Genomic DNA, 23,462 nt, shown 5'->3' on the forward strand with positions numbered 1-23,462 from the left:
GGAAAAGGTGATGAAATGGAACAAAAATCGATTGCTGTAATAAAGCAACTATTTGAAACTAAAAATATTGATAAATCATTTGTGAGTGAATTGAAAATGGATGAGCGTAAAGGCGTTCAGAAACTTATTAAACAGTATGAACGCCAAAAACTAAAAGAGCAGAAATTAAAACAGAACTTTGAGCAAATGTCCCGTTATGAGAAAAACTGCTATGCGAATGGTTGTCAGTATGTTGCTGGTGTTGATGAAGCTGGTCGTGGTCCACTTGCAGGCCCTGTTGTAGCTGCTTCCGTTATTTTACCAAGAGAATTTAAATTGCTAGGGTTAAACGATTCTAAACAGTTGAATGAAGCAACAAGAAATGAATTTTTCTGTATTATAAAGGAACAGGCGGTAAGTTATGGAATATCCATTATAGACAGCCAAAAAATTGATCAGGTCAATATCTATGAAGCTACGAAACTTGCAATGCATGATGCTATTAATCAATTAAATCCAAAACCGGATCATGTCTTACTTGATGCGGTAACTCTCGATAACTTATCATGTACGTCTGAACCAATTATAAAAGGGGACCAGGAAAGCATAACTATTGCTGCAGCTAGTATTTTGGCAAAGGTTACCCGTGATAATCTGATGAAGGAATTACATAAGAAATATCCTGTCTATGAATTCAATTCTAATATGGGATACGGTACGAAGCGTCATATGGAGATGTTAACAGAACATGGTATATCTCCCTATCATCGAAAGTCTTATGCACCTGTAAGGAATGCTATTAACTAATAGCCGTTATCTACAAGATTGTTACATTATCAAAATAACGAAATCAAAGCGTAGTTGATATAAACTGCGACTCAGTTAGGATTCTCTTTTGTTACACTTTGTCTCGTTACTAGTGATGGTTAAGTGCTTAAATTCGTTCCGGCAGAATACTTCGCTTTCCATGGGCACGACCTCAGTCTCCTTGCCCCGGCAAGGGGTATGCCGACGTTCTCCGCAAAGGACGGTTTTAGTCGGCCTTCATTTAGTTGTTTCTTCCGGGGTCTTCGGAACGTGCTGTTCCCATAGGAGTCTACGTATTCTGCCTCCACTGGATGAGGCTTTCTTGATTAGAGGCAGAAGTGTTCCCTATGGCTAAAAAATCAAGGTAAAAACAGCCCCAGCGTAGGAAATACACGGAGACTCCTGCGGAAAGCGAAGTGTATTTCCGCAGCCGTGTCATAGCATTTAATCCTTTTACAGTACTTCACATTTTATATCACTGCGACGGTTACAGGGTCTATAATTTACAAAATGGGCTTAACTAATAGATAGAGGGGGGTTTCTATGAGTATTCAACATTTAGCAGGACAGCGAATAACTTCATCTCAGGTTTCTAATTCCACACAATCCTTAAGACCAGGGCAAATTGTTCAAGGAAAAATTGTTAAATTATTCACGAATAATAAAGCACAAATTCAGCTTGGAACACAAAAAATGGTTGCTCAATTAGAAGCTTCCCTAACAGTTGGTGGAAAGTACCATTTTCAGGTCCAGGCATCAGATAATGTTGTCCATCTAAAAGTAATTGGAGAACAATTAAAAAATCAGGCTAATGTAAATATGATGAGTTTGATGCGGCAGCTCGGTCTTAATGCAACTAAGTCAAACATTGCACTTATGCAGTCTTTAATTAGTGAAAAGATACCATTCTCAAAAGAACAATTACAAAAGGCATTCCAGCTATTGGATGGCGCCAAAAACAAATCTCAGGCTAACCAAATAGTGAAGGAAATGATCGCTGCAAGATTACCAATAACAAATTCGGTTTATCAGGCATTAGCTGCAAAAAACACGAACGGGATGACAGATCAAATGAAGTCATTATTGCAGCAGTTAAGACAAGATCCCAACCAAACAAAACTCCATCAGCATTTAATAAATCGATTAAGCCAACTAACGGAGCGGCCATCTAATCCAATAGTTAAGCAAATTATCAGTCAAGCTAGTAATAATAATCAACAACTTTTTAATGTGCTAAAGAGTTCTGGCGCTGTTGAAGCAAATGTAGATTTTTCCACTTGGAAGTCCGAATGGGCAGCTTTTGCCAAGCAGGATAATCTTGCTTCAGGGAACCATACGAAGCCTCCCTTTCATCTAAACAGTATGGAAGCAACTCGGGTATTGGAACAAATGAGTAAAAACAGAACTAGTATAAGGGCTGCTTCAAGGGCAATTATTCAAAGCTTTGGACATTCTATTGAAATTGCAGCTGCAAACAATACTACATTGCCTGGGCAGGTATTTACACAACTGGAACAGCAACTGACCAAGACTGTAATGCCTCTGCTCACAGATACACAACAGCAGCAGCTAACCAAGCTCTTGGAGAATAACCCAACCCAAATGCGTCAGCTCTTTACTGTACTACGAACTATGGCAACTAGTGATACTTACGCAGACATTGATAATGTTTTGACAACGATGAAATTAGGTGAATCATTTCTTAATTCTTCTCCTAAAGAACAATTTTTAAGTCAAATACAACAGGTATTGAGATTTACCGGATTGAACTATGAGAATCAACTCGCCAATAATATGGCTCAACAGCAATCAGCTACAATTAAATCCATGCTAATGCAGATCATTCAGCAATCGGATGGAACGGTTCAAGATCGCTCACAGCAATTGTTGAATTTTATAAACGGGATGCAAATACAGTCTGTAAACGACACAACCAATTCCCTTCAGGCAAGTTTGCAAGTTCCAGCTGAGAAATTGGGATTGCCAAATGATATGCAATTGGATTTCGAAGGTAAAAGGACAGAGGATGGAAAAATTAATCCTGATTTTTGTCGAATAATATTTTATCTGGAATTAGCAAATTTAAACGAAACAATTATTGACATGAATATTCAAAAACGTGCTGTAGCAATAACCATATTTAATGATCAAAGTGAAATGGCTGATTACTCTAATTCCCTTAAACCGATGGTAAAAGAGGGGCTGGCTTCATTAAATTACCGGCTTTCAACTATTACTATAAAACCAATTCATGAAAATAACCAATCAGATAATAGCAAGCTTAAAACGGCGTACCAGAATTCTTATCAAGGAGTGGATTATCGGGTATGACTGAAAAAAGAAATAAAGCTGCAGCATTAAGGTATGACAAGGATCAAGAGCATGCACCAAAGGTTACTGCAACCGGAAAAGGGCTAGTAGCAGATAGTATTATAGAAAAGGCAATGGAAAATAATGTTCCTGTTCAGGAAGATTCCTCTTTAGTCGAGCTTTTGGCCGAACTTAACATAAATGAAACTATTCCTGAAGAGCTGTATCAAGCGGTTGCTGAAGTTTTTGCTTTTGTCTACAGAACAGATCAAAACATAGCGGAATCTAACAAAAATTAATCAAATATATGTCTCATAACGATAATCGTTTACCGGTCAGCAAAAGTGTCATTTATTTTTTAATTAAATATGACACTTTTTTCTATTGAGGTTCGATTGTAATAATGAAAAAGGTACAAAACCAATTAAACAAACATTTCTTTCGACAATACTCGCTTATTGTTGTGAAATTTGTTGTTTTTTTATACAATGGGAATGCAGTGAATTTTGATGGGAGGATGAAAGATGAACATTCATGAGTATCAAGGCAAAGATATTTTGCGAAGCTATGGTGTAAATGTTCCGAGCGGACATGTTGCATATTCGGTAGACGAAGCAGTAAAAGCCGCAGAAAAACTAGATAGTTCCGTAAAAGTAGTTAAAGCGCAAATCCACGCAGGCGGCCGGGGTAAAGCAGGTGGCGTGAAGATTGCAAAAAACTTGGATGAAGTGCGTACATACGCAAATGAAATTTTAGGTAAAACATTAGTTACGCATCAGACTGGTCCAGAAGGTAAGGAAGTTAAACGTTTACTTATCGAAGAAGGCTGTGATATTCAAAAGGAATATTACGTGGGACTAGTAATGGATCGTGCTACTTCACGTGTCGTTATGATGGCATCAGAAGAAGGCGGTACAGAAATTGAAGAAGTTGCAGCAGAGACCCCTGAAAAGATCTTTAAAGAAGTTATTGACCCAGTAGTGGGACTTTCAGGTTACCAAGCTCGAAGACTAGCATTCAATATAAATATTCCTGATGAACTAATTGGTAAAGCAGCGAAATTTATGATGAGTCTATATACTGCATTTGTAGAAAAGGATTGTTCAATCGCTGAAATTAATCCGCTTGTTACAACTGGTGATGGGCAAGTACTTGCATTAGATTCCAAATTAAACTTTGATGATAATGCAATGTTCCGTCAAAAAGACGTTCTTGAGTTGCGTGATTTGGAAGAAGAAGACGAGAAAGAAATCGAGGCATCCAAATACGACTTAAGTTATGTTTCATTAGATGGTAACATCGGCTGTATGGTTAATGGTGCAGGTCTTGCTATGTCTACCATGGACATCATTAAGCATTACGGCGGCGATCCCGCTAACTTCCTTGACGTTGGGGGCGGTGCAACAGCTGAGAAGGTTACAGAAGCATTCAAAATCATTTTGTCCGATTCCAATGTAAAAGGTATTTTTGTTAACATCTTTGGTGGTATTATGAAGTGTGATGTTATTGCTGAAGGTGTTGTAGAAGCGACAAAACAAGTAGGACTGGAAATGCCGCTTGTAGTACGTTTAGAAGGAACAAACGTTAAATTAGGCAAGCAGATCCTCGATGAATCTGGCTTAAACATTACGTCAGCAGGATCAATGGCTGACGGTGCTGAAAAAATCGTCTCCATGGTAAAGTAGATTCAATGTGGAGGCAAATGATATAGAAAAAATGAGTGTATTTTGTGCAGAAAGGACGGACGAAAATGAGTGTATATGTAAATAAAGATACTAAAGTAATTGTCCAAGGTATTACTGGTGGTACAGCAAAATTTCATACAAAACAAATGCTTGATTATGGTACAAAAATCGTTGGCGGTGTGACACCGAAAAAAGGTGGTACAGAAGTAGAAGGGGTTCCTGTATTTAATACAGTACAGGATGCAGTTGAAGAAACAGGAGCTACTGCTTCTGTGATTTATGTTCCTGCACCATTTGCTGCAGATGCAATCCTGGAAGCGGTAGACGCTGAATTAGATCTTGCTATATGTATTACAGAGCATATTCCTGTTATGGATATGGTTAAAGTGAAACGATATATGGAAGGTAAAAAGACACGCCTTGTAGGTCCTAACTGCCCGGGTGTTATTACACCAGAAGAATGTAAAATTGGTATTATGCCAGGTTACATTCATAAGAAAGGACATATCGGTGTTGTTTCACGTTCTGGAACATTAACATATGAAGCAGTACATCAGTTGTCTGAAGAAGGCTATGGTCAGTCTACAGCTGTTGGTATTGGCGGGGACCCAGTAAATGGTACAGACTTTATTGATGTTCTATCAGCGTTTAACGATGACCCAGATACAGAAGCAGTAGTTATGATTGGCGAAATCGGTGGAACTGCAGAAGAAGAAGCTGCTGAGTGGGTTAAAGCAAATATGACTAAGCCAGTAGTAGGCTTCATCGGTGGCGCTACAGCACCTCCAGGAAAACGTATGGGTCATGCCGGTGCTATCATCTCTGGTGGTAAAGGAACTGCTGATGAGAAGATTCGTGTCATGAATGAATGCGGCATTAAAGTTGCTGAGACACCTGCAGTAATGGGTGAAACCATGATTAACGTATTAAAAGAGAAAAATCTTCAAAACAAATGTAAAACACATTAATTAAATGTATGGAACCCTGAGGTGAAATTGCTTCTGGGTTCCTGCTATATATGATAAGGAAGTGATCTATTGGAATTAGTTCGAAAACGATTAATTCATTTGCACAGATGTCGAGGTGTTACACGAAAAACCATTCGAAAATTTATCCGCTATGACCCCACATTAAAAAGCATCTACACACTTACCTCAACACAAGTCAGCCAATTTTTTTCGTTACCCCATAAAAATGCTGCTTTATTTCATTCAGACCTTCGTAGCCGGGAATTAAAGACCCAGCTTAAAAATGACTTAAATTTATATAAAGTAATAACAGTAGTTGACGAAAACTATCCTTTTGTGTTAAAAACTATTAAAGATGCGCCACTGGTGCTATATGCCATTGGGGATACAGAATTATTGACCCAGAATCCAATCCTGAGTGTAATTGGGACAAGAAATCCTTCAAGAGAAGCTAAACAAAAAATGGAGAAATATGTTCTACCATTAATTCAGAGAAATTGGGTGATTGTTAGTGGCATGGCTACAGGTATTGATAGTTTTGCACATCAGATGGCTTTAGAGCATAATGGAAAGACGATTGCAGTTTTAGGCAGTGGATTCAAACATATATACCCTAAACATAATTCAGCACTTTTTAGACAAATTGCCAGAAATGGCTTACTACTTTCAGAGTACAGTCCAAATGTACCGCCAGAGCGTTTTTATTTTCCCGAAAGAAATAGGATTATAAGTGGTTTAAGTTTCGGTACATTAGTGATTGAAGCAACCAAAAAGAGTGGTACACTGATTACAGTTGACCAGGCTTTAGACCAAGGAAGAGAGGTTTATGCAGTTCCTGGATCACCATTATTGAAACAGACTGAAGGGTGCCACAAAATGATTCAGGATGGTGCGAGATTAGTACAAGAAGCAGATGATATCCTAGAAGATTGGGATAGAATAATGCCAAATTGGGTTATTTAAGTCGCGGTACAAGCTTATGGTTATCTAAAACATGTTTGACAAATGTATGGTAACTATTTAATATTAGTGAAGATTTCCAATTTATTTAATAATAACCTCATTTTGGGAGGAAAATAAATGTCAGATTACCTCGTGATCGTGGAATCGCCTGCAAAAGCGAAAACGATCGAACGTTATTTAGGAAAGAAATATAAAGTAAAAGCATCCATGGGACATGTTAGAGATTTACCAAAAAGCCAAATGGCTGTGGATGTAGATGATAAGTTTAAACCAAAGTATATTACTATTCGCGGTAAGGGCGATGTTTTAAAAGAATTGAAAACTGCAGCTAAAAAGGCAAAGAAAGTCTACCTTGCAGCCGACCCCGACAGAGAGGGAGAAGCAATTGCCTGGCATCTAGCCCATAGTTTAAATGTTGATGAGAATTCACAATGTCGTGTTGTTTTTAATGAGATTACAAAAGATGCAATAAAGGAATCATTTAAAAATCCACGAACAATCAATAATGACTTGGTTGATGCTCAACAAGCAAGGCGAATTCTCGATCGTCTTGTTGGCTATAACATAAGCCCTTTGTTATGGAAGAAGGTTAAAAAAGGTTTGAGTGCCGGTCGAGTACAATCGGTAGCAGTAAAAATGATTATTGACCGAGAAAGAGAGATTGAGAATTTTAAACCTGAAGAATATTGGTCTATTGAGGCTAGTTTCCTCAAGGATAAAGAGGTTTTCGAAGGATCATTTTATGGAGTTGACAACAAGAAGAAGGAATTAAAATCTGAACAGGATGTCAAATCCATTGTTGAAAAAATGGATGATAAAAAGTTCTCGGTTGATAAAGTAAATAAACGTGAACGGAAGCGAAATCCAGCTAAGCCTTTTACAACATCTTCGTTACAACAGGAAGCTGCACGTAAGCTTAACTTCCGTGCCAAGAAGACAATGATGGTTGCACAGCAATTATATGAGGGTATTGATCTAGGAAAAAAATCCGGTGGAATAACTGGTTTAATCACCTATATGCGGACAGACTCTACACGAATTTCTGAGACTGCCAAACGAGAGGCTAAAGAATATATAGAAGAACATTTCGGTAAAGAGTATATGGGTAACCAAAATAACGCTAAGAAACAAGAAGGTGCACAAGATGCTCACGAGGCGGTCAGACCTACCTCAGCCGTACGTGATCCAAAAACAATGAAACCCGTTTTGTCAAGAGACCAGTACCGCCTGTACAAACTGATCTGGGAACGCTTTCTTGCAAGTCAAATGGCCCCAGCTATTATGGATACCATGACTGTACATCTGCTGAATAATGGAGTCGAGTTTCGGGCAACTGGATCTAAAGTTAAATTTAAAGGTTTTATGAAGGTCTATGTTGAAGGTACCGATGATAAGAAGAAGGATGAAAACAAGTTCTTGCCTGATCTTAAGGAGGGCATGATTGTTGATGCAACAGAGATTACGCCAAACCAGCATTTTACACAGCCACCACCAAGATATACGGAAGCACGGCTTGTTAGAACAATGGAAGAGCAAGGCATTGGCCGACCATCGACATTCGCACCTACATTGGATACAATTCAGCGTCGTGGATATGTAAGTATTGATAATAAACGTTTTATCCCAACAGAATTAGGTGGGATTGTAACAGATATCTTAGAAGAATTCTTCCCGGAAATTATCGATATTGATTTTACTGTTAAGATGGAAGATGATTTGGATTCCATTGAAGAGGGAAAAACAGAATGGGTTCAAATATTGGATACATTTTACTCGGGTTTCCATAAACGACTGGAAAAAGCAGAACAAGAAATGGAAAAGATAGAAATAAGAGATGAGCCTGCAGGTATAGACTGTGAAAATTGCGGGCATGAAATGGTGTACAAGATGGGGAGATATGGTAAGTTTCTAGCTTGTTCGAATTTTCCGGAATGCAGGAATACCAAACCAATTTTAAAAGAGATAGGTGTGAAATGCCCTAAATGTAAAGATGGGAATGTGGTTGAACGAAAATCTAAGAAGAAGAGAACTTTTTATGGCTGTGACCGTTATCCTGAATGTGACTTTGTTTCATGGGATAAACCGATTTCAAGACCATGTCCTAAATGTGAATCAATGCTTGTTGAAAAGAAAAGTAAAAAAGAAACTCGTATACAATGTACAAATTGTGACTATAAAGAAAGTATACAAAACTAACTGCTCGCTCTGCGAGTAGTTTTTTTAGTAGTTAAGGTTATTATTTCTAAATGCATAAGAGTAACTATGGTTTTTCTATTAAGGATTACACTCAAAAGTACAAGAGGTATAAGAAAACTAGAAACGTTTTCATAGGAATCCTCTAACGATAAACCAAGCTATCTAACAGGTTTTTAACTGAAGAAATAAGGGAAGGATAAATAAACAGGGAGGTTGTTTTAATGATGGAACGAAAAACTTACTTTGTAGCTGTGGATACTAAAGATATACGAGAAGTATCAGTTCCTGATAGCAGTATTGAATATGAAATTATCGCCAGCCCTGATGAAGCCAAAGAAATACAACAGTTATTTACCGAAGAAAGTAAGGATGGTCGAAAAGCAACGGAATATTTAGGAAAGCCATTTGATGAATGGGGAGCAGACGACGAACGAAGAAATTATGATGCCCATTTAATAAAGATCTATCGTCGCTTATACGAATTAGGTACAACTGATACGAAAAGTAAAATTAATCAATTGGGTCTATTCTGATAGCGAAATTAATTATATGCAGTTAGGGAGTATAGTACTTTCTTACTGCATTAGAGCTACTAAAGGCATTAGCTATTAATTAATGCTAATTCAAGTTTCTAAATAATTCAATTCTTGATTATTGACTATTGAATTTGAAAAAGATATAATTACGCATTGGTAAGATTATTTACTTGACAGTCGTAAGTTATCCTAGAAAATTAGTAAAATAGCTGATGACCTTCAAATAAATTGAGTTCAATTCAGAATTTTGTTACAATTTAGTTAAGTTTATTGCTTTCCGATTTATTCTATGATATGATTTATTCGCTGTTTGAGCGAGGTGGAAAATTGAATCATTTTCGAAAATTCAGCGAAGCCTTTATTGAGTATCTGCAAATAGAGAGAAACGCTTCGCAATATACTGTCAAATATTATTTAGATGATTTAGAAACCTTTTTTGCTTTTTTGTACCAGGAAGGAATTGAAAACCTTCAGGAAGTGAAGTACCAGGAGATCCGCTTATTTTTAACGGTTTTGTATGACCGGAAGTTAAGCAGAAGATCTGTATCCAGGAAAATCTCCAGCATTAGAAGTTTTTATAAATTCCTGGAACGAGAAGATTGGGTTACTGGAAATCCATTCATTAATGTAACGCTTCCCAAGGCCACCAAGCCAATACCAAGTTTTTTATATATGGAAGAACTGGAAAAGTTATTCGAAGTAAATGATTTATCCGATCCTATTGGACAGCGAAATCAGGCAATAATTGAGACACTCTATGCAACGGGTATACGAGTGAGTGAGTGTCAGGGGATGTTGCTGGAAGATATTGATTTCATTATTGGTACAATGTTTATAAAGGGAAAAGGCAAAAAAGAACGGTATATTCCATTCGGCCGATTCGCAGAAATTGCCTTGGAAACCTACATAAATGATGGCAGGAAAAAGCTTTTGGATAAGGCAAAGAGTTCAACAAACTCAGTTTTTCTTAATGCTAGAGGTGCGGTGCTGACTTCTAGAGGAATTCGATTAATTCTCAATAAAATAGTTGAAAAAGCAGCATTAACGGTGCATGTTAACCCACATAAGCTCCGGCATACATTTGCAACGCATATGTTGAATGAAGGTGCTGATCTTCGTGCGGTCCAGGAATTGTTGGGGCACGAAAATTTATCAGCTACACAAATATATACACATGTAACGAAGGACCGTTTGCGTAATGTATATATGAATAGTCATCCAAGAGCAAATGATAAATATTCAGGTCAAAGAGGTGATGATAGTGGCAGCTGAAATGCATGCTACAACGATTTTTGCTATTAAGCACGGTGATCAATGTGCAATGAGTGGTGATGGGCAGGTTACTTTAGGGAATGCTGTTGTCATGAAACATAAGGCAAAAAAAGTTCGTACATTATTTAATGGGCAGGTGTTAGCCGGGTTTGCAGGGTCTGTTGCTGATGCTTTCACTTTATTTGAAAAATTCGAGGGAAAACTTGAAGCATATGATGGTAATTTAGCTAGAGCTTCTGTTGAATTAGCAAAGGAATGGCGCAGTGACAAAGTTCTTCGTAAATTAGAGGCAATGCTAATTGTAATGAATAAAGAGAACATGTTTCTTGTGTCTGGAACCGGAGAAGTGATTGAGCCTGACGATGGTGTACTTGCAATAGGTTCTGGCGGAAACTATGCATTAAGTGCTGGAAGAGCTTTAGTCAGATATTCAGAAAGTTTAACAGCAAAAGAGATCGCTAAAGCAGCGATGGAAGTAGCGGGTGAAATATGTGTCTATACAAACGACCATATTACATTAGAGGTACTTGAATAATGAGGAGGCCTTCGTGAATAATGAGTATTGATTATACGCCAAAACAAATTGTGGGTCAGTTAGATAAGTATATAATTGGTCAGGATAATGCCAAGAAATCGGTTGCTGTTGCATTAAGAAATCGGTATCGCAGAATGAAACTTGATGAGGCTATTAAAGAAGAAATAGTACCGAAGAACATTTTAATGATCGGCCCCACTGGAATAGGTAAAACTGAAATTGCTCGCAGACTGGCTAAATTAGTCAGTGCACCTTTTGTGAAAGTAGAGGCAACAAAATTTACTGAAGTTGGTTATGTGGGTCGTGATGTTGAGTCGATGATTCGTGACCTGGTGGAAATGTCTATGCGAATGGTAAAGGAAGAAAAGATGAGTGAAGTAATGGACAAAGCAGAAAATGAAGCAAACCAAAAGTTAGTTCAATTACTGGTACCTCAAGCTAAAAAGCAAAATAGTATGAAAAATCCATTTGAGATGTTATTCTCGGCTGAGGAAGAGAATGATGAGGGCGAAAATACACCTAAAGATGAGGAGATTAAAAACAAACGGAAACGGGTAGAAAGCCAGCTTTCCCTTGGGGAATTGGAAGATAATCTTGTAACAATTGAAATTGAGGAAGTGCCACCATCCATGTTCGATATGCTCCAGGGATCAGGAATGGAACAAATGGGCACAAACATGCAGGATGCTTTAGGTCAATTTATGCCTAAGAAAAAGAAAAAACGTAAACTGCCTGTTTCTGAAGCAAGAAAGGTTCTAACACAGCAAGAGGCACAAAAACTGGTTGATATGGAAGAGGCGGCCCAAGAGGCCATTCAGCTTGCTGAGCAATCAGGTATACTATTTATCGATGAAATTGATAAGGTGGCAGCGAAACAAGATAATTCCGCAAATGTTTCAAGAGAAGGAGTACAGCGCGATATTTTGCCCATTGTAGAAGGATCTACTGTCGTAACAAAACATGGTCCTGTAAAGACGGATCATATGCTTTTTATTGCTGCAGGGGCATTCCATATGGCTAAACCTTCTGACTTAATACCTGAATTGCAGGGGCGGTTTCCAATTAGAGTAGAACTTGAAAAGCTTTCTATTGAAGATTTTAAACGAATTTTGAAAGAACCTTCAAATGCTTTGTTAAAACAATATACAGCATTGATTAAAACTGAAGGTATAAATGTTGTATTTACGGACGAAGCTGTAAATAGACTGGCGGAAATTGCCTATCAGGTTAATCAGGATACAGATAATATCGGTGCAAGAAGACTTCACACCATCTTAGAAAAACTTTTAGAAGACTTATCGTATGAAGCACCGGATATTAATATGGAAACAATTAATATTACGGAAGAATATGTCGATAAAAAATTAAGTAATATTATTAAAAATAAAGATTTAAGTCAATTCATTCTATAAATCGAATTAACGAAATGGAGGATCATTATGGAACTTTTAGATCGTGCAAGAAAAATTAACGCTATGCTGCAAAAAGCAACAGGAAAATCGGTGAACTTTAATGAGATGTCTGCATCCTTAAGAGATGTAATTAAGGGTAATGTGTTTATCCTAAGCAGACGAGGAAAGTTGTTAGGGTTCGCAATTAACCAGGAAATTGAAAATGAACGTATGAAAAATATGCTGGAGGAAAGACAATTTCCTGAAGAATACACTGATGGCCTATTTAATATTCATGAAACAACTGCTAACCTTGATATTGACAGCCGTTACACTGCATTTCCAGTTGAAAATCGTGAATTATTTGGTAATGGTTTAACTACTATTGTTCCTATAATTGGTGGGGGAGAGCGACTAGGTACACTAATACTTAGCAGATTAAATGATAGTTTTAGTGACGATGATTTGCTTCTTGCTGAATATGGGTCAACTGTAGTAGGTATGGAAATATTACATGAGAAAACAGAAGAAATTGAAATTGAAGCAAGAAGTAAAGCAGTTGTACAAATGGCAATTAGTTCATTATCCTATAGTGAATTAGAGGCAATTGACCATATCTTTGAAGAGTTAAACGGTAACGAAGGATTGCTGGTTGCCAGTAAAATTGCAGACAGAGTTGGAATTACCAGATCAGTCATTGTCAACGCTTTAAGAAAGCTTGAGAGCGCTGGCGTAATTGAGTCACGCTCATTAGGAATGAAAGGTACTTACATTAAAGTTCTAAACAATAAATTCCTTGTAGAATTGGAAAAATTACGTTCAAGATAATGTATTCATACAAAAAACGGTTATCTCTCTGAGATAACCGTTTTTTTGTTTTGCTCTTTTCGTAAGTTCTGCTGCTTTTAATCTTCGGAGTTGATATAAACTGTGAATTAGTGAAGATTTTCTTTTGTTCTAATGATAATTGAGTGCTTCGATTCGTTCCGGCAGAATACTTCGCTTTCCATGGGCACACCTCAGCCCCCTCAGAAGCAAAAACGCTTCTTCCGGGGTCTTCGGAACGTGCTTTTCCTATAGGAGTAGTCTGCGTATTCTGCCTCCACTGATAGAGATTTCCTGATTAATAAGCAGTTATATTCCATTAGATTAACGTTTCGTAGAGTTATTCTAAGCTGCGGTAAATGCGAGCCTCCTATGGAAACGGAACAGTCTGAAGACCTCGCAGCAAGCGCTTTTTGCTCGTGAGGGGGCTGAAGCGTTCCTCATGGAAAGCGAGTATTTTTCCGCAGCGTTGGATTAGCACCCATCTTATAAGGAATAGAAGGAATTTACATAAAGTTAATTCGCAGTTTATTTCAACTGCTTCTAAGACTCATTGCTTGGTAAAAGCAACAATCTTTTTGAGAACAGCCTTTTGCTTTGTATGGAGTTAAGGAAGTATAGATATATTTTTAAAGGTTAACTAGGTTTTGTGAAAAAAACTGTTTCTCTGTTGAAAAAGCTTTTTTTGAGAGTGATAAACTCAATAAAATTAATATTTTATAACACCTTTTGGTATAAAAAGTATATTTTACATGTAAATAGTCCTAGATAAATTTAACTAATTATTTTTCCCAAAGAGAAAATTGTCGAAATGTGATAGACTTTGATTGTGTAATAAATTACAATGTTCGTATACATATAATAGTTTATGACTGTTTTTTTATAAAAATTGGAGGAATTGCAATGGAATTATTTGGTGGCACGTTCCAAACACTTGAAAACTCTCTTAATTATGCATCGGCTAAAAATCGGACTATTTCAAGTAATATTGCAAATGTCGACACACCGAATTATAAGTCGAAGGACGTTGCTTTTAAAAATGTGTTAAATGATACGCTAAATACGTCCGTTGAGACAAAGCGAACACATCCGGAACATATCCCTTTTAATAATGTAAATTTAAATAGTTCTTTTAAAACGGTCACAAACCAAAACACCATGTATAACCATAACGGGAATAATGTTGACATAGATAAAGAAATGTCTGATTTAGCAAAAAACCAAATTTATTATCGAAGTTTGGTAGACCGTATCAACGGTAAATTCAGTAGTATTCAAACGGTAATTAGAGGAGGTAGATAATTATGTCAATGTTTAATGCAATTAACACAAGTGCAAGCGCATTAACAGCGCAAAGACTTCGCATGGACGTTGTTTCGTCAAATATTGCTAATGCTCAAACGACCCGGGCTACAATGAATGAAAATGGTGAGTATGAGCCTTATCGACGGAAGATGGTCGTTATGGAACCAAACGGACAAAATTTTAAGTCTTTCTTACATAAAGCTACTAATTCAACACCAAATCAGGGTTCTGGAGTAAAAGTGTCAGAAATTGTTGAAGATGATGAGCCGTTTAAGGTTGTATACAACCCTAACCATCCGGATGCTGATGAAGCAGGTTACGTGGAGATGCCAAATGTGGACCCATTAAAAGAGATGGTAGACTTGATGAGTGCAACCAGATCATATGAAGCAAACATTACATCAATGAATGCAAGTAAAAATATGTTGTTAAAGGCACTGGAAATAGGAAAATAATTACGAAGGAGGCTATTATATGAACCCTTTAGTAAATGGAATAAATCAGCCTGCAATAACCAATACGGAAACTGCTCGGTCATCAATTTCACCAGGTGAAGCGCAAAGTAATTTTGCGAATTCGTTAAAAGCAGCAATTGAACATGTGAACGACACACAAGTTGCCTCAAACACAAAAACTCAAGAAATGGCAAAAGGCGAGGTAGACGATTTACATAATGTTATGATTACAGCACAAAAAGCTAGCGTTACCTTGGAAACATCTGTACAAATTCAACGTAAAGTAATAGATGCATATAAAGAAATTATGCGCATGCAGATATAAAGGAAGTTATCTTACTAAAAAAGCACTAAAGTCCAAGATATGTTTAGCAGTTGATTAAGGATAAATACTTTCCTAACTGTAATAGTGCAACTTAGGATTTCGCTAATAAGGCTTATACACCGAAGTATAAGGGAGTATTTTGGATTTATAAAAGTATTTAAACGATTTTTATGAGGTCCTAATAGTAGCTATAGAAATACTAAGATAGTTTTTAAATAGAAATTGGGATTTGGCGGGGGAACATATGAAGGAAAAATTATTGAATTTCAAAGATACAGCTAAATCTTTCTGGACCAAACGAACGAAGGGTCAAAAAGGAATATTTATAAGTTCTATCGTAATAGTTGTTGCTTTGATTACAGCAATAATACTGTTTACATCTAATACTAAGCTAGTTCCTTTATATAATAAGCTATCTTTACAGGAAGTCGGTCAAATAAAAAGTGAATTAGATGCACGTGGTATTCCTTATGAACTGGAAAGTGGAGGCACAACTGTTACCGTACCGGAAAGCAATGTGAATTCACTGCTTGTTGACCTTGCAGGACAGGGTATTCCTAATAGTGGTAACATTGATTACTCTTTTTTTAGCGAAAATGCTTCATGGGGTATTACAGACAATGAGTTTAGCATGATAAAACTGGATGCAATGCAAACAGAGTTAGCTAACTTAATAAAAGGTGTAGAAGGAATTGAAGATGCAAAAGTTATGATCAATATGCCCAAAGAACCTGTCTTTGTCAGTGAATCCGGGCAGGATGCCAGCGCTTCTATTGTAATTAACACACAGCCAGGCTATCAATTTAAAGGGAATCAAATTGACTCATTATATCATTTAGTATCAAAAGCTGTTCCTAATTTGCCGGCTGAAGATATCGTTATTATGAATCAGTATTTTGAATACTTTGACAGGAACACACAAAACGGTGTTGCCAATAAGGATACATATACATATCAGCAGGATGTAAAGAAGGACATTGAACGTGATATACGGCGGAGACTTCAACAAATGCTGGGGACCATGGTGGGAATGGAGAATGTCATAGTTTCTGTAACGGCTGACGTTGACTTCACACAGGAAAACCGAGTTGAAGAACTTATCGAGCCAGTTGATGTGGACAATATGGAAGGGTTACCAGTAAGTATTGAAAGTATTCAGGAAACCTATACGGGAAACCCGCCGGTTGGTGGAACAAGTGGGACCGGTGAAGGTGACATACCAAATTATGAAGCAACAGAAGAGGGTCAAGATGGTGATTATGAGCTTTCGAAAGAAACAATAAATAATGAATATAACCGTATTCGAAAAGAAATTGTTGAGAGTCCCTATAAAATTCGTGATTTAGGAATTCAGGTAGCAGTTGATGAAGTAAAAAGCAAGAACGGGGATGACATTCAATATTTATCGAATCAGGAACAAGATACAGTTTCTGCTGGAATGGCATCAATTTTAAATTCTATTATCAGTACATCGATAGATGAAGAATACGGGGAGATTCAGCCTGAAGAAAAAACATCTATTGTATTCCAGGAATTCAGTGAGAGTGCTAATACAAAACAACCTACTACTCCAGTTATTCCACTATGGATGTATATAGCAGGTGGAGTATTATTAGCCGTTATTATCTTTTTAATCTTCTTATTAGTACGGAACCGTAAGACGGATGAAGAAGAAGTAGTAGAAGAGAAAGTTGAAACTGAAATGGGTGAGGAACTACCGGAAATAGGTAATGAACAGGATTCTGAATCGGTAGTACGTAAAAAACAACTAGAGAAAATGGCTAAAGAAAAACCAGAAGAATTTTCAAAACTTTTACGAAGCTGGATCGCGGATGATTAAGGAGGTCATAGGAAATGGCAAAACAATCAACTCTTACAGGTAAACAAAAAGCAGCTATTCTTTTAATCTCCATGGGTCCAGATGTTTCTGCACAGGTATACAAACACTTGTCAGAAGAAGAAATAGAGAAGTTAAGTTTGGAAATCTCTTCAGTAAAAAAAGTAGAATCCAAAACGAAGGAAGATGTTCTTGATCAATTTCACCAAATAGCCTTAGCACAGGATTATATTACGCAAGGCGGGATTGGCTATGCAAAGTCAGTACTTGAGAAAGCTTTTGGGGAGAATGAGGCAACCAACATCATAGAACGCCTGACATCATCATTGCAAGTCAGGCCATTTGACTTTGCACGAAAAGCTGACCCCCAGCAAGTATTCAATTTTATTCAGCACGAACATCCACAAACAATCGCGCTTGTATTATCTTACTTGGATCCGGAACAGTCAGGGCAAATATTATCCGAGTTACCACAGGAAATGCAGGCTGAAATTGCTAAACGGATTGCAACAATGGATTCAACTTCACCTGAAATTATCAGTCAGGTAGAGCAAGTACTAGAACGGAAAATATCCTCCTCATTAACAGAGGACTATACTCAAACTGGTGGGATTGCAGCTGTTGTTGAAGTATTAAATGGGGTTGATAGAAGTACTGAAAGAACAATTTTGGATGCTCTTGAAATTCAGGATCCAGAGTTGGCTGAAGAGATTAAGAAACGCATGTTTGTTTTTGAGGATATTGTTGTATTGGATAACCGTGCAATTCAACGTGTTATCCGAGAAGTTGAGAATGAGGATTTGCGTCTATCTCTTAAAGTCGCTAGTGATGAAGTGAAGGATATAGTCTTTAGCAACATGTCTCAGCGAATGGCAGAGACGTTTAAAGAAGAGATGGAATATATGGGTCCTGTTAGGCTGAGAGATGTAGAGGAAGCTCAAACAAGAATTGTCGGGGCCATACGTCGTCTGGAAGAGATTGGGGAGATCGTTATAGCCCGAGGTGGAGGTGACGATATCATTGTCTAATATTTTTTCAAATCAATCACGAACTATGAAAGAAAAACTAATTAAAGTGAGACCGATTAAATTAAATAATCATGATTATGAGCAAGCTTCCCCAAATACAACGGATGAACAGAAAAATCTGCAATCTGAAATCAGCCAGGCACAAGAAAGAATACAGCAAATTAAGGAACAGCAAGCGGCCTTGGTGCAAGAGACGAATGCGGAGATTGAAAAAGCTAAAGAAAATTGGAAAATAGAGAAAGAAGCTTATATTAAACAGGCTCAGGATGAAGGATTTAAGGAAGGCTTTGAACTTGGTCAGCAAGAGGGACAGGACCAATATAAGGAATTACTGTCAAATGCCAATGAAATTATTGATTCTGCAACAAAAGATTATCACTCTACGATTGAACAAAGTGATGAAACTATAGTAGAACTGGCCGTTCATGCTGCAGAAAAGATTATTAAAAAAGAGCTGAAGGAGAGTCCGGAATCATTTCTCTCAATCGTTAATGCAGCAATTAAGGAGATAAAGGATCAATCGGAACTTTCAATTTATTTACATCCTAGTAATTATGAAATGGTAATGAAGCAAAAAGATGAGATTGTCCAGCTTGTTGACAAGGATCTAAATGTATCTATCTATATTAATGAGAACTTAAAAGAAAACAGTTGTTTGATTGAACATCCATTTGGACGAATTGACGCAAGTATAGATGTTCAACTTCAGGAACTGCGTGAAGTATTACATGAGGTCAACATGGAGAGTGACCAATGACAACAACAAGATTTTTGGATGCAATTGATCAGGCGGATACATTAAAACGATATGGAAAAGTATTGCGTGTTGTAGGATTAATGATTGAGTCGCAGGGGCCAGATGCGAATATCGGTGAAGTTTGTCTGATTCATAGCTCATCTAATAAAAAAACGGTCATGTCTGAAGTAGTTGGCTTTAACAATGAGAAAATTATTCTTATGCCGTACGCACAGGTAACTGAAATTGGCCCAGGCTGTTTAGTTGAGTCCACAGGTAAACCCCTGTCAGTCAAAATCGGCCGTGGCTTAATTGGTAAAGCAGTTGATTCATTAGGCAGATGTTTGGATGAATCGAAACTCCCAAAAGGACTATCGAGTTATTTAACGGAACAATCTCCACCGAACCCACTATCTCGTGCTCCTATATCTGAACCCATCCAGGTGGGGGTTAAGGCAATTGATTCGTTGTTAACAGTAGGTAAAGGGCAAAGGATAGGTATATTTGCAGGTAGTGGAGTTGGTAAAAGTACTTTACTTGGCATGATTGCCCGTAATAGTAGCGCAGATATAAATGTGATTGGTTTAATTGGTGAGCGGGGCAGGGAAGTTCGGGAGTTTATAGAGAATGATCTGGGAGAAGAAGGATTAAAAAAATCTATTGTAGTTGTAGCAACATCTGATCAGCCAGCTTTAATGCGAATAAAAGGTGCATATACAGCAACGGCAATTAGTGAATATTTTCGGGACCTGGGCTTTCAAGTTAATCTAATGATGGATTCTGTAACAAGGGTTGCAATGGCACAACGAGAGGTTGGTTTGGCAACTGGAGAGCCACCCACAACCAAGGGGTATACCCCTTCCGTATTTGCTACACTGCCAAAGTTACTGGAACGGACAGGAACAAGTGAAAATGGAACGATAACCGCTTTTTATACAGTTCTGGTAGATGGTGATGATATGAATGAACCAATTGCTGACACTGTTCGAGGTATTTTGGATGGCCATTTCATATTAGATAGAGATTTGGCAGAGCAGGGCCAATTTCCTGCTATTAATATATTAAAGTCAATCAGCAGGGTAATGAATCAGGTTTCCGGTAAACAACATTTGGAAGCTGCACAAAAAATCAGGACATTAATGGCTACTTATGAAGAGAATAATGAACTGATTCAGATTGGTGCCTATAAGCGCGGCACAAACCAGGAAATCGATAAAGCGATATCATACCATCCAAAGATACAGGAGTTTTTAAAGCAACAAGTTTTTGAATACCATACACTTGAAGAATCAATTAACCAGATGCAAAAGTTGCTTAATGGAGGAATTTGATGGCAGAAACAGTTGCATTATCCAAAATATTAAATGTACGTGAGAATGAAAAGAGAGATGCACAGAAAGCATATCAGCAATCCATTGATTTCTTTGAGGAAATAGCTACACAGCTGTATAACCTGCTAAGAAAAAAAGAGGTGGCCGAGGAATCATATGAAGGCTATCTTCACCAAACAACCCCAATTGATAGAATTAAAGAGCAAGTAGCATATATAGAAATTTTAAACAACCAGATTATGAAACTTCAGCATGACGTACAAAAAGCAAGAAATGAAATGGATACTAATCATGAGAAACTTACCAATGCGCATGTTGAAGTGAAAAAGTTTGAAAAGATTATTGAACACAGGCACAAGGAAGATAAAGAGCTTGTCAAAAAGAATGAAAATGCTCAAATGGATGAAATATCTATGCAACAGTATTTCAGCCAGAAAAATTAGGTGAGAAGAATGGCAAAGGATAATAAAAAACAACAAAATAAAACAAATCCGATTCTATGGTTCTTTTTTGCTATCGTTATTCCTTTTATTGTTGCGATAACCTTAACAGTCATTATTTTTACAGTTGCCGGTGTTGATGTTGTCGGTTGGGCCAAATCCACTGGAAATAGTATTCCGGTTATATCTTCTGTGATCACGACAGATAAAGAAAAGAATGAACAGCGGGAAGAAAAGAAGACGAAGGATATTATTGCCAGTAAAGATGAGAAAATAGCACAGCTGAATCAGAAAGTTTCCAATCTCGAGTCTACTGTCGGGCAATTGGAACAGGAAATTGTCAAACTTGAGAACAGGAATGCCAATGAGGAGAAGATCAAATCAGAAACTGCCGATGAAGCTGAATCAGGGAATGAATCAATTAAAGCAATCTCCTCATCCTTTAATGAAATGGATAGTGCACAGGCAGCATTAATTATTGAGAACATGGAGCAGGATTTAGCTGTAGGAATTCTAAAACAAATACCTAATGATGTTCGTGGCGGAATTTTTGAGGAAATGGAGCCTGATTTAGCCGCCGAATTGACTCAATTGTTTGTAACTAACTAACTAATCTAAACCAGCTTAACTTGAAAGGGGGTGAGAAAGTTGAACGCTATTGGAATGAATTTGCAGCAAGTGATGCAAACAAGGCATACATTAGAGCAAAATTCCGGCAAGCAACCAGCGGATAAGCAATCTTTTTTCCAAGATTTGTTAGCAGGTAGAACAGAACAGGGCACCAGGGGGCCTGTCGAAAATAAGGAAGATGAACAAACGGACCTCTCTTTAGTTAAAATGCTAATGGGTTCAAAAGATGTTCAAAAGCTGTTAAACAGTGCTGCATCAAAAGAAGAAGCAACACTAATGTTAGAACAGGCTTTTGATAGCATTAGTTCAGGTAAAAATGGTCCATTATCCAAAGTGCAAGTAATGCAGATACTGGAAGATACAATTGGCAGTATTAAAATGGATGAACAAGGTGGAACATTAGAAGCACAAGTCATGAAAATGCTGGAAGGTGCAGTGAAAAAACTTACATCAGAGCAGGATAGTAAAACAGAAGTAAAAGCAGCATCATTACTTGCTTTTATAGAACAGTCACCAATCATAAGCGATAAAAATCTTCAAAAGCAATTTGAAGCATTGTTTGCGAAAGCTGAAAAGTTACTTTCACAGGTAACCGATCAGAAAAGTGCTTCTAAAGCAGCTCCCGAATTATTAAAGGTTTTAGAGCAATGGACAGCATTAGAGAAAAAGCAAAATACGAATCAGACAATGATTTTACAAGACTTGCCTAAAAGCGGTAGTAAGGAACAGGCAGTTTGGAAAGAACTCTTACAATCTTTTCAGAAGCGGAATCAACTTGCTTCGAAACTACAGTACAATTCTGATGCAAAAGTAACAAGTAATGATGTATCAAAATGGCTGCAGAATGCAGTTGGCAGTCAAACAAACAGTGATAAAGTATCCGGACAGCAGTCCATGTCATTAACATCATCGGTTCCATTATCAAAGGTCGAACAATATGTCATTCACATGAATCAGAATCAAGATACAAAACCTGTTGATAAACAACTGATGGATCAGTTCCAAAAAGTAATGAAAACAAGCAAGTTTTTAACGATGCAAAATGGTAGGTCACAATTAAACATCACGTTACGGCCTGAGAACCTTGGGGACATGATGGTTAAATTGACACAAATGAATGGAGAAATGACTGTTAAAATAATGGTTAGTTCTCATGCTGCCAAAGAAATGCTTGAGTCGAATATGCACCAATTGAAGAACATGTTTTCACCACAACAGGTAGTGGTTGAAAAGCAGGAAGTATCATCACAGCAGGCGCAAACTAATTTAAGTGAAGAAGAACAAAACACGGATGAACATGAACAAGGACAGTCCGACCATTCCGAACAGGACGAACAACAGGAAGAAGAAGATTTTGAGACACAATTTCAAAATATCTTAATGAATGAGAAAGTGTAGGTGAGAGACGTGAATTCTATAGATCCATCCCTATATTTAAGTAATCAATCAACAGGGCGAACACCAAGTGCTGATCTTGGTAAAGATGGGTTCTTGAAAATTTTAATGACCCAACTGCAAAACCAGGATCCAACCAATCCCATGAAAGACCAGGAGTTTGTTTCACAAATGGCATCATTTTCTTCCCTGGAACAAATGATGAATATGACAAACTCAATTGATAGTCTTGTGCAAAATCAAACGGTATCACCAATACTAAAAAACAGTCACATGATTGGTAAAGAAGTTTCTTATCAAGCTTATGATGAAGATACTGGGGAGAAGCTCGATATTGAAACGAGTAATGTTACTGCCGTAAGTCAGCAAAATGGCTGGGCTGTACTGGAGCTTGAGAACGGTGAGAAAATTTATGCAGATTCGATTACACAGGTAAGTGATCCGGATGCCAATTCAGATAGTGGTACTGAGCAAGAAGAGATAACAGGACCGGCACCTGAAGGAAGTGAATAG

General features: G+C 37.5%; 23 protein-coding genes. All 23 read left to right on the top strand.

Annotated features, from left to right (window positions below; translation table 11 throughout):
* Nucleotides 1-15 precede the first annotated feature (15 nt).
* The 23 genes from ACTWQM_RS07780 (at nt 16) to flgD (ending at nt 23,462) form a co-directional block, all read left to right on the top strand.
* On the top strand, nt 16-786 hold the full coding sequence (locus ACTWQM_RS07780; RefSeq protein ID WP_443257613.1) for a ribonuclease HII: 771 nt from the start codon (nt 16-18) through the stop codon (nt 784-786).
* A 543-nt stretch (nt 787-1,329) separates the two neighbouring features.
* Nucleotides 1,330-3,117, top strand: coding sequence for a hypothetical protein (locus ACTWQM_RS07785; protein ID WP_443257614.1), 1,788 nt, complete (start codon nt 1,330-1,332; stop codon nt 3,115-3,117).
* Nucleotides 3,114-3,395, top strand: coding sequence for an EscU/YscU/HrcU family type III secretion system export apparatus switch protein (locus tag ACTWQM_RS07790; RefSeq protein ID WP_443257615.1), 282 nt, complete (start codon nt 3,114-3,116; stop codon nt 3,393-3,395). The genes ACTWQM_RS07785 and ACTWQM_RS07790 overlap by 4 nt, the downstream gene beginning before the upstream one ends.
* Nucleotides 3,396-3,620: 225 nt before the next feature.
* A complete protein-coding gene (gene sucC, locus ACTWQM_RS07795; protein WP_443257616.1) occupies nt 3,621-4,781 on the top strand; it encodes an ADP-forming succinate--CoA ligase subunit beta in 1,161 nt (386 codons plus the stop codon).
* 65 nt (nt 4,782-4,846) lie between these two features.
* Nucleotides 4,847-5,749: a succinate--CoA ligase subunit alpha gene (gene sucD, locus ACTWQM_RS07800; RefSeq protein WP_443257617.1), complete on the top strand. Its 903-nt coding sequence runs from the start codon at nt 4,847-4,849 to the stop codon at nt 5,747-5,749.
* Nucleotides 5,750-5,818: 69 nt separating this feature from the next.
* Nucleotides 5,819-6,712 (top strand): DNA-processing protein DprA, encoded by an 894-nt coding sequence (dprA, locus tag ACTWQM_RS07805; protein WP_443257618.1) that lies wholly within the window; start codon nt 5,819-5,821, stop codon nt 6,710-6,712.
* A gap of 117 nt (nt 6,713-6,829) precedes the next feature.
* On the top strand, nt 6,830-8,908 hold the full coding sequence (topA, locus tag ACTWQM_RS07810) for a type I DNA topoisomerase (protein WP_443257619.1): 2,079 nt from the start codon (nt 6,830-6,832) through the stop codon (nt 8,906-8,908).
* A 221-nt stretch (nt 8,909-9,129) separates the two neighbouring features.
* The gene (locus ACTWQM_RS07815) at nt 9,130-9,441 is read left to right on the top strand and encodes a hypothetical protein (RefSeq protein WP_443257620.1); all 312 of its coding nucleotides are present in this window, start codon (nt 9,130-9,132) and stop codon (nt 9,439-9,441) included.
* 330 nt (nt 9,442-9,771) lie between these two features.
* Nucleotides 9,772-10,716, top strand: a complete 945-nt coding sequence (gene xerC / locus ACTWQM_RS07820) for a tyrosine recombinase XerC (RefSeq protein ID WP_443257621.1) — start codon at nt 9,772-9,774, stop codon at nt 10,714-10,716.
* Nucleotides 10,706-11,251: an ATP-dependent protease subunit HslV gene (hslV, locus tag ACTWQM_RS07825; RefSeq protein ID WP_443257622.1), complete on the top strand. Its 546-nt coding sequence runs from the start codon at nt 10,706-10,708 to the stop codon at nt 11,249-11,251. The genes xerC and hslV overlap by 11 nt, the downstream gene beginning before the upstream one ends.
* A gap of 20 nt (nt 11,252-11,271) precedes the next feature.
* The gene (gene hslU / locus ACTWQM_RS07830) at nt 11,272-12,663 is read left to right on the top strand and encodes an HslU--HslV peptidase ATPase subunit (RefSeq protein WP_443257623.1); all 1,392 of its coding nucleotides are present in this window, start codon (nt 11,272-11,274) and stop codon (nt 12,661-12,663) included.
* Nucleotides 12,664-12,690: 27 nt separating this feature from the next.
* The gene (gene codY / locus ACTWQM_RS07835; RefSeq protein WP_443257624.1) at nt 12,691-13,470 is read left to right on the top strand and encodes a GTP-sensing pleiotropic transcriptional regulator CodY; all 780 of its coding nucleotides are present in this window, start codon (nt 12,691-12,693) and stop codon (nt 13,468-13,470) included.
* A gap of 900 nt (nt 13,471-14,370) precedes the next feature.
* Complete coding sequence (flgB, locus tag ACTWQM_RS07840) at nt 14,371-14,769, top strand: flagellar basal body rod protein FlgB (protein ID WP_443257625.1); 399 nt, start codon at nt 14,371-14,373, stop codon at nt 14,767-14,769.
* 2 nt (nt 14,770-14,771) lie between these two features.
* Nucleotides 14,772-15,227, top strand: coding sequence for a flagellar basal body rod protein FlgC (flgC, locus tag ACTWQM_RS07845; protein ID WP_443257626.1), 456 nt, complete (start codon nt 14,772-14,774; stop codon nt 15,225-15,227).
* 19 nt (nt 15,228-15,246) lie between these two features.
* A complete protein-coding gene (gene fliE, locus ACTWQM_RS07850) occupies nt 15,247-15,552 on the top strand; it encodes a flagellar hook-basal body complex protein FliE (protein ID WP_443257627.1) in 306 nt (101 codons plus the stop codon).
* A 244-nt stretch (nt 15,553-15,796) separates the two neighbouring features.
* The gene (gene fliF / locus ACTWQM_RS07855; RefSeq protein ID WP_443257628.1) at nt 15,797-17,392 is read left to right on the top strand and encodes a flagellar basal-body MS-ring/collar protein FliF; all 1,596 of its coding nucleotides are present in this window, start codon (nt 15,797-15,799) and stop codon (nt 17,390-17,392) included.
* A gap of 14 nt (nt 17,393-17,406) precedes the next feature.
* A complete protein-coding gene (gene fliG, locus ACTWQM_RS07860) occupies nt 17,407-18,417 on the top strand; it encodes a flagellar motor switch protein FliG (RefSeq protein WP_443257629.1) in 1,011 nt (336 codons plus the stop codon).
* Nucleotides 18,410-19,174, top strand: coding sequence for a flagellar assembly protein FliH (gene fliH, locus ACTWQM_RS07865; protein ID WP_443257630.1), 765 nt, complete (start codon nt 18,410-18,412; stop codon nt 19,172-19,174). The genes fliG and fliH overlap by 8 nt, the downstream gene beginning before the upstream one ends.
* Nucleotides 19,171-20,484 carry a flagellar protein export ATPase FliI gene (fliI, locus tag ACTWQM_RS07870; protein ID WP_443257631.1) on the top strand — a complete coding sequence of 438 codons (1,314 nt, stop codon included), beginning with the start codon at nt 19,171-19,173 and terminating at the stop codon, nt 20,482-20,484. The genes fliH and fliI overlap by 4 nt, the downstream gene beginning before the upstream one ends.
* A complete protein-coding gene (fliJ, locus tag ACTWQM_RS07875; protein ID WP_443257632.1) occupies nt 20,484-20,927 on the top strand; it encodes a flagellar export protein FliJ in 444 nt (147 codons plus the stop codon). Before fliI ends, fliJ begins: the two co-directional genes overlap by 1 nt.
* Before the next feature lie 9 nt (nt 20,928-20,936).
* Nucleotides 20,937-21,533: a MotE family protein gene (locus ACTWQM_RS07880; protein ID WP_443257633.1), complete on the top strand. Its 597-nt coding sequence runs from the start codon at nt 20,937-20,939 to the stop codon at nt 21,531-21,533.
* A 39-nt stretch (nt 21,534-21,572) separates the two neighbouring features.
* Nucleotides 21,573-22,952, top strand: coding sequence for a flagellar hook-length control protein FliK (locus ACTWQM_RS07885; protein ID WP_443257634.1), 1,380 nt, complete (start codon nt 21,573-21,575; stop codon nt 22,950-22,952).
* A 9-nt stretch (nt 22,953-22,961) separates the two neighbouring features.
* Nucleotides 22,962-23,462, top strand: a complete 501-nt coding sequence (gene flgD, locus ACTWQM_RS07890; RefSeq protein ID WP_443257635.1) for a flagellar hook assembly protein FlgD — start codon at nt 22,962-22,964, stop codon at nt 23,460-23,462.

Source organism: Virgibacillus sp. L01, assembly GCF_052246775.1.
GTDB lineage: Bacteria > Bacillota > Bacilli > Bacillales > Amphibacillaceae > Lentibacillus.